Below are 15,829 nucleotides of genomic sequence, written 5' to 3'. Positions count from 1 at the left end.
GTTTGGTCCCGGACTGAGCGGTAGAGGCGATCAATGGCCAGCAGCTTGGCGGCCAGCGCGAAATCGCTGAGGTCAGCACCATGCAGGGGGCTTCCCACACCGTGGCCCAATACCGGGGGGCGCCACCGTCGTCGGTGAGCACCCAGCCATTCAGGTGGGGCGGAAGTCGGAGGGATCTAATCCGTTCGAGCGTCATTGCCCGACACATTACGAGACAGGCGGACTTACCGCAGTTGCATCTCAGAAGGGTGGGATATGGACGCTCACGCAACAGGAATGAAACTAGTCTTTGGTCGCATAATGTATATTATGGCGACGAATATATTGAGTGTTTTCAGGCTACGGCGCCCTGATCAGAAGGACGTCCGACGGCAGATATTGCAGAATCTCGTGGGCGGTGCTTCCCATCAGCACCCGTTCAAGACCGACCCGGCCCTGGGTTCCCATCACGATGAGATCGGGCCGGTCTTGATGCGCCGCCTTGATGATTTCCCGCGTCACCGGACCGTGACGGATGCCGGTGGTCATACGGGCCGCTGGTGGCGAAGCGGTCGCCAGCAGAGCGGCGAACTCGGTTTCGAAGCCCTGGGCCGATCCGCTTTCAGAACCGCCTGGAACGTCGAAGACATGCAGCAGATGGACGTTTCCATCCGGAGCCAGGGACAAGGCTTCCTCGACGCTCCGCTTCGACATGTCCAGGAAATCCACCGGCACCAGGGCATTGCGGTACGGACCAAACGGCTTGTTGCGGACCACCAGCAACGGAACCGGGCTGGCGACGCTGATCCGTTCGACGGTATTGACGAAGAAATTTCCGCCAAGTCCGTCGCCCCGGTGAGCGCCCGCTATCATCAGGTCGGCGTTCCAGTTCTGGGCGTGACGCGCCGCGACGTCATCCACCGCCCCCGACTCGACGATGATCGCTGCCTCGACTCCTGCGACCGCCTGAAGGTGGCGGCGGATATCGGCCTCGATGACGTCGGAGGGCGACTGGTCGTGAGGATGGGCCGGCGATCCCGACATGGGCTCGATCACGTACAGCACCGATAGCGCGGCGTTGAACCGCAAGGCCAGATGAACCGCGCGCTCCATGGCCCGGTCGGTGTGGGCGGCAAGGTCGGTGGTCAGCATTATCCGCCGGATTCGGGTCACGACGCCCTGCCCTCCCTTCCGTTCTTCCGGCCCGGCTGAGCCGTGCGGAAGCCATTCACAACCAGCTTGGCGGCATCGTCATGGATACCCAGACTGCGCAGGGCGTAACCCATCATGGTCAGGGCCAGTTCATGCTCGCCCATTACCGCCATTCCGATCCCCTGGCGTTCCAGATAATCCCGCTCGCGATCGCTGTGGGTACGGGCGACCATGTCGATGCCGGGATTGGCGTGGCGGGCAAGATCGATGATCCGGCGGGTCTGGAAGCCGTCCGGAACGGCGCAGACCAGCAGTCGCGCCTGCCTGATCCGGGCTATTTCCATCACCCCGGGAACGCTGGCCTCGCCATAGACGGCGACGAGGCCGCGCTTGCGAAGTGTATGAACAAGCTTGCGATTTTGCTCGATCACCACGTAAGGCAGGCCTTCCTTGTCGAAGGCCTTGGCCACTGTTTGGCCCACCCGGCCAAAACCGACGATCACGGCGTGGCCGTGCAGGCCGCTGTCGCCGCCGCCGGCGGGAAGCTCGGCCAGGGGGTCGGCGCCGGTACGCTCCAGGATGGCGATCAGCCGGGGGTGGGTGCGCATCCAGCGTTCCAACGGCTCCAGCGTCCGGAACACCAGGGGATTGAGGGCGATGGATAGCAGGGCGCCGGCCAGGATATAGGTCTGCCCTTCCGGCGGCAGCACCCCCAGGGCCGTGCCCAGGCCCACCAGGATGAAGGAGAATTCGCCGATCTGCGCCAGGCTGGCCGAGACCACCAGGGCGGTTGAAACCGGGTAGCGGAACAGCAGCACGATGACGAAGGCCGCCAGGGATTTGCCGATGGTGATCACCAGCAGGACCGCCAGCACCGCCAGGGGTTCCCGCAGCAGGATGGCGGGATCGAACAGCATGCCGACCGACACGAAGAACAGGACGGCGAAGGCCTCCTTCAGCGGCAGGGAATCGGCGGCGGCCTGATGGCTCAGGTCGGATTCGCTCATGATCACGCCGGCGAAGAACGCGCCGAGGGCGAACGAGACCCCGAACAAGGTGGCCGACAGATAGGCAATGCCCAAGGCCAGGGCCAGCACGGCCAGGGTGAACATCTCTCTCGATCCCTGCCGGGCGATCTGATCCAGAATCCATGGAACCACGCGCCGGCCGACCACCAGGACGATGGCGATGAACAGCCCGACCTTGGCCAAGGTGATGCCGACGGCGGGCAGATAATCCCACAGCCCCCCGCCGCTCACCTCGCCGGTGGTGGTGATCAGGGCGGGAAGCAGGACCAGGGCCACCACCATGGCCAGATCCTCGACGATCAGCCAGCCGACGGCGATGCGTCCGTTCAGGGTGTCGATGGCCTTGCGCTCTTCCAGCGCCCGCAGCAGCACCACCGTGCTGGCCACCGAAAGGGCGAGGCCGAACACCAGGCCGGCGGGCAGGCTCCACCCCCAGGCCACGGCCATGACCGAACCGATGGCGGTGGCGACCGTGATCTGGGCGATGGCGCCGGGCAGAGCGATCCAGCGGACCGCCCACAGGTCGCGGACCGAAAAATGAAGCCCGACCCCGAACATCAGCAGGATCACTCCGATTTCCGCCAGTTCCTGCGCCAGCTTGGCGTTGGCGACATAGCCCGGGGTAAACGGTCCGACGGCGATGCCGGCCAGCAGATAGCCCACCAGAGGCGGCAGCCGCAGACGCGACGCGATCCAGCCGCCGCCGAAGGCGAACAGCAGGCTCATGGCGATGGTGGCGATGAGGGGCGCCTCGTGATGCATGAACTCTCTTCGTCGGAAAAGGCCCTGGATACCCTTGCCGGATAATTATGGTCGGATTGCGGCGGGATGGCGAGTCCGCGCGGCCGGTCAGATTTCGATGACCAGTCCGTCATGGGCCGGGCTGACCCAGGGTGGCAATGTCGAGCGCAGGGTCTCGTAATCCAGCCGGCTTCCCATATGGGTCAGCACGGCGCGGCGCGGTCTGACCCGCTCGATCCATTCGAGCGCCTTGTCCACATGGGCGTGGGTGGCGTGGGGATAGTCGACCAGGCAGCCGATGATCCACAGATCCAGGCCGTCGAGAGCGGCGAAGGAATCCTCGGGAATGTCGACCACGTCGGTACTGTAGGCCACCGGGCCGAAGCGCAGGCCGAGGGTGCGGGAATAGCCGTGATCCTGGTCGAACGGAATCACCTCGATGCCGCCGACCGAGAACGGGCCGGTGATCTCGTGAGGTTCCAGCAGCGGGCGATAGATGAATTCGCCCAACTGGCTCAGTGGCTCGAAAGCGTAGGGAAAGCGCGCCTGGGCGGTGGCAAGCACCGAGGCGGATCCCCATACCGGCAGCCATTGGCGTGTCACCCGGTTGATCTCGCGCAGGTCGTCGATACCGTGCAGGTGGTCGGCATGGTCATGGGTGTAGATGACGGCGTCGACCATGCGGGTGTCGGCGTCCAGCAATTGGTCGCGCAAATCCGGCGAGGTGTCGACCAGGATGCGGGTGTCGCCGCTTTCCACCAGGATCGAGGCCCGGCGGCGGCGGTTGCGGGGATTGGAAGGGTCGCAGGCTCCCCAGCCCATGGAGATCCCGGGAACGCCGGCAGCGCCGCCGCAGCCCAGGATCGTCACCTTCACGGCCGCACCTTGCCGAACAGCCGCAGGAAATTGGCGGTGGTCGCCCGTTCCAGTTCGGCGAACGGCACCCCCTTGACCTCGGCCAGACGGGCGGCGGTGTGCGCTGCGTAGGCGGGCTCGTTGCGCTTGCCCCGGAATGGAACCGGCGCCAGATAGGGGGCGTCTGTCTCCACCAGCAGGCGGTCCAGCGGAACTCCCCTCAAGGTATCGCGCAGCGCCTCGGCGGTCTTGAAGGTCATGATGCCCGAGGCGGAGATGTACAGGCCCAATTCGACAGCTTTTTCAGAGAACTGTCCGTCTGAGCTGAAGCAGTGGACGAGGCCAGTGAAGGCCCCCTTCCCCATCTCATCTTCAAGAATGGCGGCGGTATCTCCGTCGGCGTCGCGGGTATGGACGATCACCGGCAGGCCGGTGCGCCGCGCCGCCTCGATGTGCATCTTGAACGAATCGCGCTGCCGGTCGCGGGGGCTCTTGTCGTAGAAGTAATCCAGCCCGGTCTCGCCCAGCCCGACCACCTTGGGGTGATCCGCCAGCCGCACCAGGGTCTCGACGTCGGCAAAGGGTTCCACCCCGGCCTCGTGCGGATGAACGCCCACCGTGCACCAGACATTGTCGAAACGCTCTGCCACCCGGATAACCTGATCATGGCGCGAGATATGGGTGCCGATGGTGAGCAGAATCCCGATTCCGGCCTGCCCCGCCCGCCCGACGACGCCGTCGAGATCGTCGGTGAAGTCGGGAAAATCCAGATGGCAATGACTGTCTACAAGCATGGTTCAGCCTGCGGCCTCCTCGACGAACCGGGGAAACACGCCCTGGGGCGCCGGCAACTCGACACCCGAGGTTAGACTCTGGCCGGCTCCAAGACTTGCAAAATCCCGCCGGTCGGCAGAGACTCCCAGCTGATCGAGAATTTTATCCGCTGAAGTCGGCATAAAAGGACTAAGGAGAAGGGCCAGATTTCTGATGCTTTCTGCTAAAACATAGAGAACCGTTTCCATACGAATTTGGTCTGTCTTTCTAAGTTTCCACGGAGCCTGACGGTCGATATAGACATTAGCGCTACGGATAATGATCCAGATAGCTTCCAGGGCATCGTGAAATGCCTGTCTGTCGATTGCTGGACGCACGGAATTGATAAGGTCCCTGGAGTTATCAAGTAACGTCCAGTCATCTTCTGTCATTTCTGCATAATCAACGTGAGGAGGCACCCTCCCATCACAATTTTTTGCGATCATAGAGAGTGTGCGCTGAACTAGATTTCCCAAGTCATTGGCCAATTCACTATTTATGCGTTGGATCATGGCGCGGTGGCTGAAATCGCCGTCATTGCCGAACGGCACTTCCCGCAGCAGGAAATAGCGCACCTGATCCAGGCCGTAGGTCTCGATCAGGGTCAGAGGATCGATGACGTTGCCCACCGACTTGGAGATCTTCTGGCCTTCGTTGGTCCACCAGCCATGGGCGAAGACGCGCCTGGGCGGGGCCAGATCGGCTGCCATCAGGAAGGCCGGCCAGTAGACGGCGTGAAAGCGGACGATATCCTTGCCGACCATGTGCAAGGCATTGGGCCAGTAGCGGGCGAAATCGCCGGAGGTGTCGGGATAGCCCAGGGCGGTGATGTAGTTGGTGAGTGCGTCCAGCCAGACATACATGATGTGGGCGCCGTCGCCGGGCACCGGAATGCCCCATTTGAAGCTGGTGCGCGATACCGACAGGTCCTGAAGGCCGCCCTTGACGAAGCTCATCACCTCGTTGCGCCGCGATGCCGGCGCGACGCAATCGGGATTGTCCTCGTACCACTTCAGCAGACGGTCCTGCCACGCCGACAGGCGGAAGAAATAGCTGGGCTCCTTGACCCAGTCCACCGGGGCACCGGTTGGAGCCAGCCTGGAATCGCCCGGCCCCTTGATCAGTTCGTCCTCGGCGTAGAACGCCTCGTCGCGCACCGAATACCAGCCCTCGTAGGCGCCCAGGTAGATGTCGCCCTTTTCCACCAGCCGGGTCCACAGCGCCTGGCAGGCAGCCAGATGACGCGGTTCGGTGGTGCGGATGAAATCGTCGTTGGAACAGCCGAGAACACCAGCCAGATCCCGGAAATTGGCCGAATTCAGGTCGGCCAGCGCCAGCGGCGTCATTCCGGCGGCCTCGGCCGATTTTTCCACCTTCTGGCCGTGTTCGTCGGTGCCGGTCAGGAATCTGACGTCGAAGCCGTCCAGCCGCTTGAAGCGGGCCAGGACGTCACAGGCCAGCGTGGTGTAGGCGTGGCCGATATGCGGCTTGTCGTTGACGTAATAGATGGGGGTGGTGACGTAGAAGGTCGCGGCCGCGCTCATGTCGGTGTTCTCCGTTATTGCTCTTGCCGCCGGTCAGCGGGAGCCGGACCGGGCCAGCCGCTCCACCGCGAGGAAAGCGCCGAGCACCGCTTGCTTGCGGTCGAGGTGAACCGCCTCGGTACGGGCGAACAGGGTGTTGATCTTTTCCCACACCTCCAGCCAATGTTCAAGGCTGGCCAGGGCCAGCAGCCGGTTCATCAGCGCCGCCTCGCCCGGCATGGCCTCGACCATCCCCCTGCCCTGGCGTCCACCCGCCCGGACCAGCCGGGCCAGCCACCATGTCAGCAGATCGGTGACGGTCCGGAAGGCGGCGTCGTTCTCCGGCCGTGATACCCGGTCGCCGAACGCATGCAACGCCGGGATGTCCAGGTTGGGCAGCCCGTCGAGCAGGCCGAACACGTCGCGATAGAGGTCAAGGCCGCCCTCGTCGGCCAGCGCCAGCGCCTTGCCGATGCTGCCCTCGCCCAGGCGGGCCAGGGCGACGGTCTCGGACTGGGGCAATTCGGGCCGGTGGCGGGCCAGAAGGTCGGCCACCACGTCCTCGGCCAGGGGATTGAGCATCAGGCGGCGGCAGCGCGACCGAATGGTGGGCAGTAGCCGACCTGGGGAATGTGAAACAAGCAGCATCAATGCATTACGTGGCGGTTCCTCAAGTATCTTGAGAACGGCATTGGCTGCGTTGCGGTTCATCTCGTCGGCGGAATCGATGATGACGACGCGCCAGCCACCCTCGGCCGGAGTCAGCGCCATGAAGGCGCCGATGCCGCGAACGTCGTCCACCACGATCTCGGTTCTCTGCTTGGCCTTCTTGTCGTCGGCCCAGCCGCGCTCCACCGTCTCCAGGTCGGCATGTCCCTGGGAGGCGACCCGGCGGAATACCGGGTGATCGGGGCGGATGTCGAGGGATTCCGGGGGACCGCCGAACAGACCGCCGCCCTCCCCTCCTCCCGCCAGGATAAAGCGGGCGAAGCGATAGGCCAGGGTGGCCTTGCCGATGCCCTTGGGGCCGCAGATCAGCCACGCATGGGCCAGCCGGCCGGAGTTCCAGCCTTCCAGCAGGGTCTTTTCCGCCGCCCCATGGCCGAGCAGGTCAGGAGTTTCGCGGGGATGGGGAGTCTCGCTCATGGCAGCGGTAGCCGCGCCCGCACCGTCGCCATGACGTCGGCGTGAACCCGCTCGGGGCTGGCGGCGGCATCGATGACAGCGCAGCGCATGGGATTGCTGGCGGCGATCCCCAGGAACCCCTGGCGCAGCCGCTGGTGAAAGCCGAGCCCCATGCGCTCGTAGCGGTCTTCGGGACCGCCACGGGTTCCGGCCCGCTCCAGCCCCTTTTCCACCGGCAGGTCCAGAACCAGGGTAAGGTCGGGGGCGAAATGGCCGACGGCGACCCGGTACAGGGCGGCGATCACCTCGGGGTCGAGTCCGTGGCCGAATCCCTGATAGGCCAGGGTCGAATCGGCGAACCGGTCCGAGATCACCCAGGCGCCGCGCTCCAGCCCCGGCCATACGGTGCGGACCAGATGGTCGCGCCGCGCCGCGAAGTGCAGCAGCGCCTCGGCCACCCCGTCCCAGCGATCGACCTCGCCCGAGACCAGCAGGGCGCGGATGGCCTCGGCCCCCGCCGAGCCGCCGGGTTCGCGGGTGGTGACCACCATCAGTCCCTCTTCCCGCAGCGCTTCGGCCAGCAGGCGCGATTGGGTGGACTTGCCGGTGCCCTCGCCGCCCTCGAAAGTGATGAAGCGTCCCCTGACCGGCGCCATGCCCATGAAGCTACCTTTTCGGCTGACCCCAGATGATGCGGCTCAGCGCCGTGGAGATGCGGGCGACGAAGCCAAGCTTCTGGACATCGCCGGTGGCCACCAGCGCCATTTCCATCGGCGCCATGCCGGGAGCGGTCACCACCACCTTGCCGATCTCGTCGCCGGCCTTGATGGGAGCCGGGATGGGGCCGGTATGGACGGTGGTGACCTTCATCTCGGCACGGGCCTTGCGGGTCATGGTCACTTCCAGGTTGCCCCTGGCGGCCAGTTGCACGGTTTCGGCCTCGCCCAGCCAGACCTCGGCATCGGGAACCACGATGTCGCCGGCCTTGAACAGCGGGTAGGTCTCCCACTCGCGGAAGGCCCATTCCGCCAGCCGACGGGCCTCCTCGGCCCGCTCCTTCATGCTGGACAGGCCGTTCAGCACCATGATGATGCGACGGTTGCCCCGCTTCAGCGAGGCGGCAAGCCCATAGCCGGCCGCCGCGGTATGGCCGGTCTTCAGGCCGTCGGCGCCGGGAGTGCTGTACAGCAGCGGATTGCGGTTGCCCTGCTTGATGCCGTTGAAGACGAAGTCGGTCTGGCTGAACAGCGGATAATATTCGGGAAAATCGGCGATCAGGCGCCGCGACAGCACCGACAGGTCGCGGGCGGTCATCATGTGATCGGGCTCGGGCCAGCCACTGGCGTTCTTGAAGATGCTGCGGGTCAGGCCCAACTCGCGAGAGCGGCGGGTGGCCTCCTCGCCGAAGGCCTCCTCGCTGCCGGAATAGGCCTCGGCCAGCACCGAACAGGCGTCATTGCCCGATTGGATCACCACCCCCTTCAGCAGGTCCTCGACGGTGGCGGTGGAATTCACCGGCAGGAACATCAGCGAGCCGCCCGACTTGACGTGCTTTCTCCACACCGTCTCGCTGACCGGCAGGCGGTCGTTGGGTTTCCAGGCGCCGGTCTTGAGCTTGTCGAAGACCATGTAGACGGTCATCAGCTTGCTCATGGACGACGGCACCATCAGTTCGTCGGCATTCTTCTCCATCAGGACGGCGCCGCTGGCGAAATCGACGATGATGGCCTGCCTCGCGGCGGTTTCGATGGACTGGGCAACGGCCGGCGGCGGCGAAAGCAGCGCGCCGACGAGCTGGGCCGCCACGGCGAGGCGGAGGAAAAGCGGGAACATCGTCACTGTTTTCGACCCGATCTGTTTCATGTTCAGTCTCAGTCCACGACCACCCGGGCATCCTGCTGCCCCGAGGCCACCACGGCTTCCAGCAGCCGGTCGGCGTCCTCGACGCTGGCCAGCGGGCCGAGGCGGACGCGAAATACCGGCTTGCCCTGGATATAGGCTTCCTGAATCCGGGCCTTGCCCACCGGGGTCAGCCGTTCCGCCAGCCGGCTGGCGTTGTCGTGGCGGGAGAATGCGCCGGCCTGGATATAGATGTTGGTGGGGCGAACCGGCACCGACTTCACTTCCTGGGTGGCCAGTTCCCGGTCGACCGCCTCGGGCGTCATGCCCCGTTTCGACCCGGCGGGAGCGGATGAAGCCAATTCGGGCACGGAGGTCCTGGCATTGGCGCCGGGAGGGGGCGGCAGCGATTCCGCCTCCACTCCGCCGCGCGGAGCGGCCTGGGCCAGCTTGGGCTCGTCGCCGCTGGAATCGGGCTTGACCTTGCCGGCCAGGGCCATGCTTTCCTCGGCCAGGACCTGGACGCGGACCCTGGCGGTTCCCTTGCCCTCCATGCCCAGCAACTGGGCCGAACGGCGCGACAGGTCGATGATGCGGCCGTTGACGAAGGGGCCCCGGTCGTTGATGCGCACGATGATGGAGCGGCCGTTCTCCAGATTGGTGACGCGGGCGATGCTGGGCATCTGAAGGGTCTTGTGGGCGGCGGTGATGGTGTTCTGGTCGAACACCTCGCCGTTGGCGGTCAGCTTGGCGTGGAAACCGGGGCCGTACCACGAGGCGATGCCGGTCTCGTCGTAGCTGAAATCCTCCTGCGGATAGTACCATTGTCCCGCCACCTGATAGGGCTTGCCCACCTTGTAATTGGGCGAGGCCGAGGTGGTGGGCGGCGGCGGGCCGCCGCCGATGGCCGATTTGGCGCCGAAGGCGAGCAGGTTGACCTCGGCACAGCCTCCCAGAAGCATGCAGGATAGCAGCAGAACCAAGCGCTTTCCCATCATCTGGTTGCCTCCACCAGCCCAGGGCCAAAGATGTGGTAGTCTACTGACCACCGATGCGGTCCGCAAGGTGGCCGACGCTCAGGGCGAAGAAGGTGGAGCGGTTCCACTTCATGATGGTGCGGAAATTGTCGTAGACCAGAAAGGCCGCCGTCCCCTTGCCCGGTTCGGCCAGCACCACCGAGGCCTGAAGGTCGCGGACCGGCAGCGGCTTGCCGTCACCGCTCCTGACGCCCAGATCGTTCCACTCCTTCAGGGTCTTGCGGGTTTCCAGGCCGAACAGGCCGGCATCGAAATCCTTGGGAAGCCGCACCGCCCGCCCCCAGGTTTGGTCGCCGCGCCACCCCTCCCCGGCCAGATAATTGGCGGCGGAGGCCAGGGCGTCGGCCCGGTTGGTCCAGACGTTGCGCTTGCCGTCGCCGTCCCAGTCGACCGCGAAGTTGAGGAAGGTGGACGGCATGAACTGGCATTGGCCCATGGCGCCCGCCCACGAGCCGATCATGGCGGCAGGCTGGATATGCCCCTGGTCGAGAATGGTCAGGGCGTTCATCAGCTCGGTGCGGAAATACTTGGAACGGCGGCCGTCATAAGCCAGGGTCGCCAGCGACGACACCACCGGCATCCCGCCGGTATTCTTGCCGAAATTGGTCTCGATCCCCCACAGCGCCACCACGAAGCGAGGCTGGACGCCGTAGCGCTTCTCGATCTCGGCCAACAGGGCGCGGTTCTCGGCCAGCTTGCGCCGCCCCTCCTCCACCCGGGTGTCGGAGACGATGCGGTCGCGGTACTCGGCGAAGCGCAAGGTGAATTCAGGCTGCTTGCGATCCAGCTCGATCACTCGGTCGATATGCTTGACGTCGGCCAGGGCGGCGTCGAGGGTTTCCGGCCGGATTCCCTTGCGCAGCGCCTCGGCCCGGACCGTGGCGAGAAAGTCGCCGAATCCGCTTTCGGCCCGGGGGGCGGCGGCCAGTTGCACCGGTTCCTCGGCCGAGGCGGCGCAGCCGCCAAGCGCCAGACTCGCCAGTGCCAGACTCGCCAGTGTCAGACCGGCCATCGCGCAAGATTTCGTCGTCCACGCCATGTGTCGCGCCCCAAATCTGGTATCCCAAGGGGCAGTTGTGCCACATTCTCCGGTATCGCCGCAACGTTCACGGCGCGGGGAATACGGATTCCGTCCAGCCGAGCAGGCGATAGCCGACCAATCCCAGCATCTCGTGGGCGACGGTGCGCAGCCCCCCCAGTCCGGCGGCGACGCTGAAGCGCAGGTCGGACAGCCCACCTTCGCCCCGCCCGGTGGTGGCGTAATCCACCGGATAGGCGACCACTGGCCAGCCGGCGGCGCGGAAACACCCTACCGCACGGGGCATGTGAAAGGCCGACGTGACCAGAAGCCAGGTCTCTCCCGGATTCGGCGCCATGATCTCCTTGGACAGCACAGCGTTCTCGTGGGTGTTCCGGGATTGGTCCTCGAAGACGATCCGGTCCGGATCGAATCCGATTTCCATATAAAAATCCTTTACGTACGTCGCTTCCTTAATTTCTTGTGACAGCAACGCCCCCGAACCGCCGGTAAAAATCAGCCGGGCTTCGGGATAGCGTCGGGCTAGGGGAATGAGGGCGGTCAGCCGGCTGGCGGCGCTGTTGAGGGCCACGCGGCCACGGGCGGCGCTGATCACCGGGTTGATGCCGCCACCCAGCACGATGATGCCGTCAACCCGCTCCGGCATGGACGCCGGCGGCGGAAAGCGGTTCTCCAGCGCGGTCATCATCACACTCTCGACGGGAAACACCGCCAGCGCCAGGACGACGGCCAGCGTCGCCCCCATCAACCGCCTTCCGGCCCGGGCGAACCGCCGCGACCGCAGCAGCATCCAGCACAGTCCCATCACCAGAACGAGGATGGTGACCGGCTCGGTCAGGGCGCCGACCAGTTTGGAGATCACGAACATCAGTCGGGAAACTGCTCGGCATGGTCGGCCAGCCGCTCCAGGGCGCCGGCCAGCAGGCGATGGTCGTTGGCCTCCAGCACCGCCGCCATCACCGCCCCCGCCTCGATCCCCATCAATCCCAGCAGGATGAAGGCCGACAGGATGCCGGTCTCGGCCATGGCGTCGGCGACGGGACGGAACAGACGATGGCGCCCGCCCCGGAATTCCTGTTCCATCACCTCGGTGAACGCCTCCTCAACCGGTCGCTTGCGGCGGATGTGAAACGCCAGGGCTCGCAGCAGGCGGGCCTTGTCCCCGCTCCCCAGACTATCCTTCCTGGCCATCGCTCAAGTCTCCGCGTTCGAATATCCGGGCGATGTCGCCGGCCGTCAGCAGCCGCCACCGCCCCGGAGCGAGATCACCGAGGCCGAGCCCACCCACCGCCCGGCGGTGCAGGCCTTCCACATGATTGCCGACGGCGGCGAACATGCGCTTGATCTGATGATAGCGCCCCTCGACGATGGTCAGGCGCGCCTGGCGCTCGCCGGTGGCGACCATCGTCGCCGGGGCCAGCGGCGTGGTCTCGGACCGCAGCATCAGGGCGCCGCTGGCGAAGATGGCGGCCTCGCCGCCGTCCAGTGGCCGGGCCAGGGTGACGTCGTAGGTCTTGGGCACATGACTGCGCGGCGCGGTGACGCGGTGAAGCAGGGCGCCGTCGTCGGTCATCAGAAGCAGGCCGGTGCTGTCGCGGTCCAGCCGCCCCACCGGGGCCAGCGCCGGATTGCGGCGGCCGAAGCGTTCCGGCAGCAATTCATAGACGACGCGGCCGGGATCGCTTGTAGAACACGTATAGTTCACGGGCTTGTTCAGCATCAGAACCATGCCAGGGGCCGGGTCCAACGCCTCGCCATCCAGGCGGACGCCGACATGCCCAACCCGCGAGTCCATGGACAGCGGCACGCCGTCGGAATCGGTCAGGCGGCCGTCGCGGATCATGGCGCGGACCTCCTTCTGGCTGCCATAGCCCAGATTGGCGATCAGTCGGACCAGCCTCATGGCACCCTGTCGTAGCGATTGCTGGAAAGATAGACCTTGAATCCGTCCGCCGCCCGGATCAACTCCACCTCGCGGAACCGGCGGCGCAGTTCGGCCTCGTAGGGCAGATTCTGATTGGCCACCAGCAGGAACTTGCCCCGGCGGCGGATCGAACGCCAGGCGCTGGCGATGAAGGCCTGGCCGATGGCGGGGTCGGCCTTGCGGCCGTCGTGGAACGGCGGATTGCTGACGATCCAGTCGTAGGGCGCCACCTCGGGCAGGCCGGCGGCGACGTCCAGCCAGTGAAAGTCCGCCAGCCGGGCGCGGTCCGGGACCAGGGCGGCGATATTGGTCCGTGCGTCCTCCAGGGCGGTCGCCTCGGCTTCATAGAGGTCGATTCCGGTGATCGCGGGAAAGCGGCGCAGCATCTCCGCCGACAGATAGCCCCACCCCGCCCCCAGGTCGGCGACGCGGCCGGCGAGCCCGTCGGGCAGGCAGGCGGCCAGCAAGGCCGATCCGGTGTCGACGTGATCGGGACTGAAACAGCCGGCACGGGCGACGAAGCCGCTGCCCCCCACCGGAAGCGGCCCGCCCGCCGCCGCCCATTCCGCCAGGAATCCGGGAAGCTCTCCCCCTGAACGCCGCAGCCAGAAGGTCCGGGCCTGATGCTTGGACAGATGCCCCTCCAGCCCCAGCAGCCGGTCGGCGTCGCGCTCCATGCTGGCGGAGCCGATGGCGTTGGCGCCGCAGCACACCAGCAGGCCGCCCGGTTCCAGCAGCGACAGGGCGCGGGCGATGTTGGCGCGGTTCTCCGCCTTGTGCTTGGTCAGCAGGCACAGGCCGGCGGGGAATAGTCCGTCCAGGCGCCTGACCGTCTCGAAACCGGCCTTGGCCAGACGGTCCGCCGCCGGCTTGAAGCCCTGCTCGCAGACCAGCCGCGACCGCCATTCCGCGTCCAGTGCCTCGTCGGCCTCGGCCCGCATGAGGAAACAGCGTTCGGGTAGGGGCAATAGCCCCCGGTCGAACGGAAGCAGCAAGGCGCGGATGGTGTCTGACTGGCTCATGGGCCAGCATGTAGCACGCCCGGCCCATGGCGTCGACAGGAGGCCGTGGACACGGCCTCGCCAGCTGAGCTACAAAATCCCCACCTCTCGATAAGCCGGATGGGTGGCAGAGTGGTCTATTGCACCGGTCTTGAAAACTTGTCACCCTGACGGCATGAGGGTATGAAAAACGCAGCAAAAACAGCGTTATACCGCGTTCTTGCTGCGTTCTAGTTAGGCGCGTTCTAGCGGATTGCTAGCGCAAAGCGAAATGGTGGGTTGGCCGAGCGGTTTAAGGCAGTCGTCTTGAAAACGACCGAGGGCTAGAAACCCTCCGTGAGTTCGAATCTCACACCCACCGCCACTTACTCGATAAAGGGGAACGGGGGGACGGACTTGAGAAAAATATCGCCAAACGATATCCGAGATGATTTTCGGCAGCAGTTGTCCGATCTGACCACGTTCCACAACACCGGCTTTGCAGCCTTCACTAGCGAGGCAGACCAGTCAACCTTGACAGAGCACAGCTTGCTGGCTGCGGCGGTGACTTGGGAGGGCTTTGTCAGTGATATGTTCATCGCGTACATCAACCGCGATGCAACCCGATTCAAGCAGCATCTGAAAGATTCTTTCGAAACCCATCTAAACGCATCTTCCACTCCAAAGCGGGTGTTCGATGCGTTCGGGACTCTCACGTTTCCGCTGCATCTGAAAAAAGCGGACGTATTGGCCCTTGCGAATAGCATGGGAAATAACATCACATTTCCCAATTTCGACCAGCTTGAGCAAAAGGCGGGTACATGGCTTGTCGCCGCTCATGCCGCGAAATTTTCCGGACTTACCGCGCAACAAAAAGCAGTTGTCAATTCAGTTATCGCTCTTCGCAATAACATTGCACACAGGAGCAAGCGTTCTCTTGATGCAATGAACGACGTTTTGGCGCTTGGCGTACTTCATCCGACTGGTATTCGGCGTCTCAATAACCGCTTTCACAATGTTGGTGCGTGGCTAAAATCAATTCCCGTAGGATGCAGGGAAACGCGATTTGTCATCATCATCAACATCCTCGATGGAATTGGTGCCGCCTTCTAGTCAGCAATGGATACCCACAGACAGGAAACAACGTTTACAAGTGTAACAACGACATTTTACCGTGATCGAATGGACATGTCACTGCAATTCAACCAACACACAGGGAAAATCACCTATAGAGGCAAAGAAGTAGGTGAGTACATCTTCAAGGATGGCCGCTCCAAGGTCCGAATCAATATCGAATACGAAGGCGGCAACGATTGGGTCGTTCCTTTAAGCTGGTTTTCCCACGGGCTTTCCCTGCTTACGGAGAACCAACCAGCCCCGTCATCGCTGACTGTTGAAACCTCCGAGGATTGCATCGCCGAAGAGTTCGAGGTCATTCGCTTCCTGACAGAGAAGCAGGTAAAGCGCGGTGGCTATAAATGGGACTTCCACAAGTCCGATGCCGACGACTGGCCTTCGCCACTGCACGGGCACGACTACGAGAAACAACTGAAACTCGACGCCATCACGGGCAAGGTTTACGACGTGGGAACGCGGGAGTGGTGCAAGACCCTGAAAAAGGACGATTTGCAGGTCATTCAAGCGACGCTCCGGGCATCGAAAGATTTTAAGGAAGTCGTCGTCAACCTAATTGACAAGACGTGATCGCAGGCTGAGCCCCCCCTGCTGCGGAGGTTGGATTTACGAGGAACTTCTCCGCTATGCTTCGGCGCGGTGGGCTATGCCGCGCACCCA

16 protein-coding genes and 1 tRNA gene are annotated in these 15,829 nt (G+C 64.4%); 3 read left to right on the top strand and 14 right to left on the bottom strand.

All coding sequences use genetic code 11. From position 1 onward, the window contains the following. Positions 1 to 339: 339 nt before the first annotated feature. The 14 genes from MTBSS4_RS14300 to MTBSS4_RS14235 all read right to left on the bottom strand — a co-directional run bounded on the left by MTBSS4_RS14300 (position 340) and on the right by MTBSS4_RS14235 (position 14,077). Positions 340 to 1,152, bottom strand: coding sequence for a universal stress protein (locus MTBSS4_RS14300; protein WP_173984080.1), 813 nt, complete (start codon positions 1,150 to 1,152; stop codon positions 340 to 342). Next, positions 1,149 to 2,921 carry a YbaL family putative K(+) efflux transporter gene (gene ybaL / locus MTBSS4_RS14295; protein ID WP_173984079.1) on the bottom strand — a complete coding sequence of 591 codons (1,773 nt, stop codon included), beginning with the start codon at positions 2,919 to 2,921 and terminating at the stop codon, positions 1,149 to 1,151. Before ybaL ends, MTBSS4_RS14300 begins: the two co-directional genes overlap by 4 nt. An 87-nt stretch (positions 2,922 to 3,008) precedes the next feature. Then, the gene (locus MTBSS4_RS14290; protein WP_173984078.1) at positions 3,009 to 3,776 is read right to left on the bottom strand and encodes an MBL fold metallo-hydrolase; all 768 of its coding nucleotides are present in this window, start codon (positions 3,774 to 3,776) and stop codon (positions 3,009 to 3,011) included. Next, positions 3,773 to 4,549 (bottom strand): TatD family hydrolase, encoded by a 777-nt coding sequence (locus MTBSS4_RS14285; protein ID WP_173984077.1) that lies wholly within the window; start codon positions 4,547 to 4,549, stop codon positions 3,773 to 3,775. Before MTBSS4_RS14285 ends, MTBSS4_RS14290 begins: the two co-directional genes overlap by 4 nt. Before the next feature lie 3 nt (positions 4,550 to 4,552). Next, positions 4,553 to 6,112 carry a methionine--tRNA ligase gene (gene metG / locus MTBSS4_RS14280; RefSeq protein WP_173984076.1) on the bottom strand — a complete coding sequence of 520 codons (1,560 nt, stop codon included), beginning with the start codon at positions 6,110 to 6,112 and terminating at the stop codon, positions 4,553 to 4,555. A gap of 33 nt (positions 6,113 to 6,145) precedes the next feature. After that, positions 6,146 to 7,237 (bottom strand): DNA polymerase III subunit delta', encoded by a 1,092-nt coding sequence (locus MTBSS4_RS14275; protein WP_173984075.1) that lies wholly within the window; start codon positions 7,235 to 7,237, stop codon positions 6,146 to 6,148. Further along, entirely contained in the window at positions 7,234 to 7,872 is a 639-nt protein-coding gene (tmk, locus tag MTBSS4_RS14270; protein WP_173984083.1) for a dTMP kinase, read from the bottom strand. Before tmk ends, MTBSS4_RS14275 begins: the two co-directional genes overlap by 4 nt. Positions 7,873 to 7,882: 10 nt before the next feature. Then, positions 7,883 to 9,049, bottom strand: a complete 1,167-nt coding sequence (locus MTBSS4_RS14265; protein WP_173984074.1) for a D-alanyl-D-alanine carboxypeptidase family protein — start codon at positions 9,047 to 9,049, stop codon at positions 7,883 to 7,885. A gap of 38 nt (positions 9,050 to 9,087) precedes the next feature. Beyond that, entirely contained in the window at positions 9,088 to 10,053 is a 966-nt protein-coding gene (locus MTBSS4_RS14260) for a septal ring lytic transglycosylase RlpA family protein (protein WP_254432565.1), read from the bottom strand. A gap of 40 nt (positions 10,054 to 10,093) precedes the next feature. Beyond that, on the bottom strand, positions 10,094 to 11,104 hold the full coding sequence (locus tag MTBSS4_RS14255; RefSeq protein WP_173984073.1) for a lytic transglycosylase domain-containing protein: 1,011 nt from the start codon (positions 11,102 to 11,104) through the stop codon (positions 10,094 to 10,096). 94 nt (positions 11,105 to 11,198) lie between these two features. Next, positions 11,199 to 11,999 (bottom strand): YdcF family protein, encoded by an 801-nt coding sequence (locus MTBSS4_RS14250; RefSeq protein ID WP_173984072.1) that lies wholly within the window; start codon positions 11,997 to 11,999, stop codon positions 11,199 to 11,201. Beyond that, complete coding sequence (locus MTBSS4_RS14245) at positions 11,999 to 12,322, bottom strand: hypothetical protein (RefSeq protein WP_173984071.1); 324 nt, start codon at positions 12,320 to 12,322, stop codon at positions 11,999 to 12,001. The genes MTBSS4_RS14250 and MTBSS4_RS14245 overlap by 1 nt, the downstream gene beginning before the upstream one ends. After that, positions 12,306 to 13,034: a pseudouridine synthase gene (locus tag MTBSS4_RS14240; protein WP_173984070.1), complete on the bottom strand. Its 729-nt coding sequence runs from the start codon at positions 13,032 to 13,034 to the stop codon at positions 12,306 to 12,308. Before MTBSS4_RS14240 ends, MTBSS4_RS14245 begins: the two co-directional genes overlap by 17 nt. After that, the gene (locus MTBSS4_RS14235; protein ID WP_254432564.1) at positions 13,031 to 14,077 is read right to left on the bottom strand and encodes a class I SAM-dependent methyltransferase; all 1,047 of its coding nucleotides are present in this window, start codon (positions 14,075 to 14,077) and stop codon (positions 13,031 to 13,033) included. Before MTBSS4_RS14235 ends, MTBSS4_RS14240 begins: the two co-directional genes overlap by 4 nt. Positions 14,078 to 14,329: 252 nt before the next feature. Here MTBSS4_RS14235 and MTBSS4_RS14230 point away from each other — a divergent pair. From MTBSS4_RS14230 to MTBSS4_RS14220, 3 genes are all read left to right on the top strand, one after another. Beyond that, positions 14,330 to 14,420: transfer RNA gene (locus tag MTBSS4_RS14230), tRNA-Ser, on the top strand. A 32-nt stretch (positions 14,421 to 14,452) separates the two neighbouring features. Further along, the gene (locus MTBSS4_RS14225) at positions 14,453 to 15,148 is read left to right on the top strand and encodes a HEPN domain-containing protein (protein ID WP_173984069.1); all 696 of its coding nucleotides are present in this window, start codon (positions 14,453 to 14,455) and stop codon (positions 15,146 to 15,148) included. Between the two features lie 75 nt (positions 15,149 to 15,223). Further along, complete coding sequence (locus tag MTBSS4_RS14220; RefSeq protein WP_173984068.1) at positions 15,224 to 15,739, top strand: hypothetical protein; 516 nt, start codon at positions 15,224 to 15,226, stop codon at positions 15,737 to 15,739. Positions 15,740 to 15,829 lie beyond the last annotated feature (90 nt).

This window comes from Magnetospirillum sp. SS-4, assembly GCF_902729425.1.
In the GTDB taxonomy this organism is placed as follows: Bacteria; Pseudomonadota; Alphaproteobacteria; order Rhodospirillales; family Magnetospirillaceae; genus Phaeospirillum.
The sequence above is the reverse complement of the archived record's forward strand: the minus strand, read 5'-3'. Positions and strand labels throughout refer to the sequence as shown.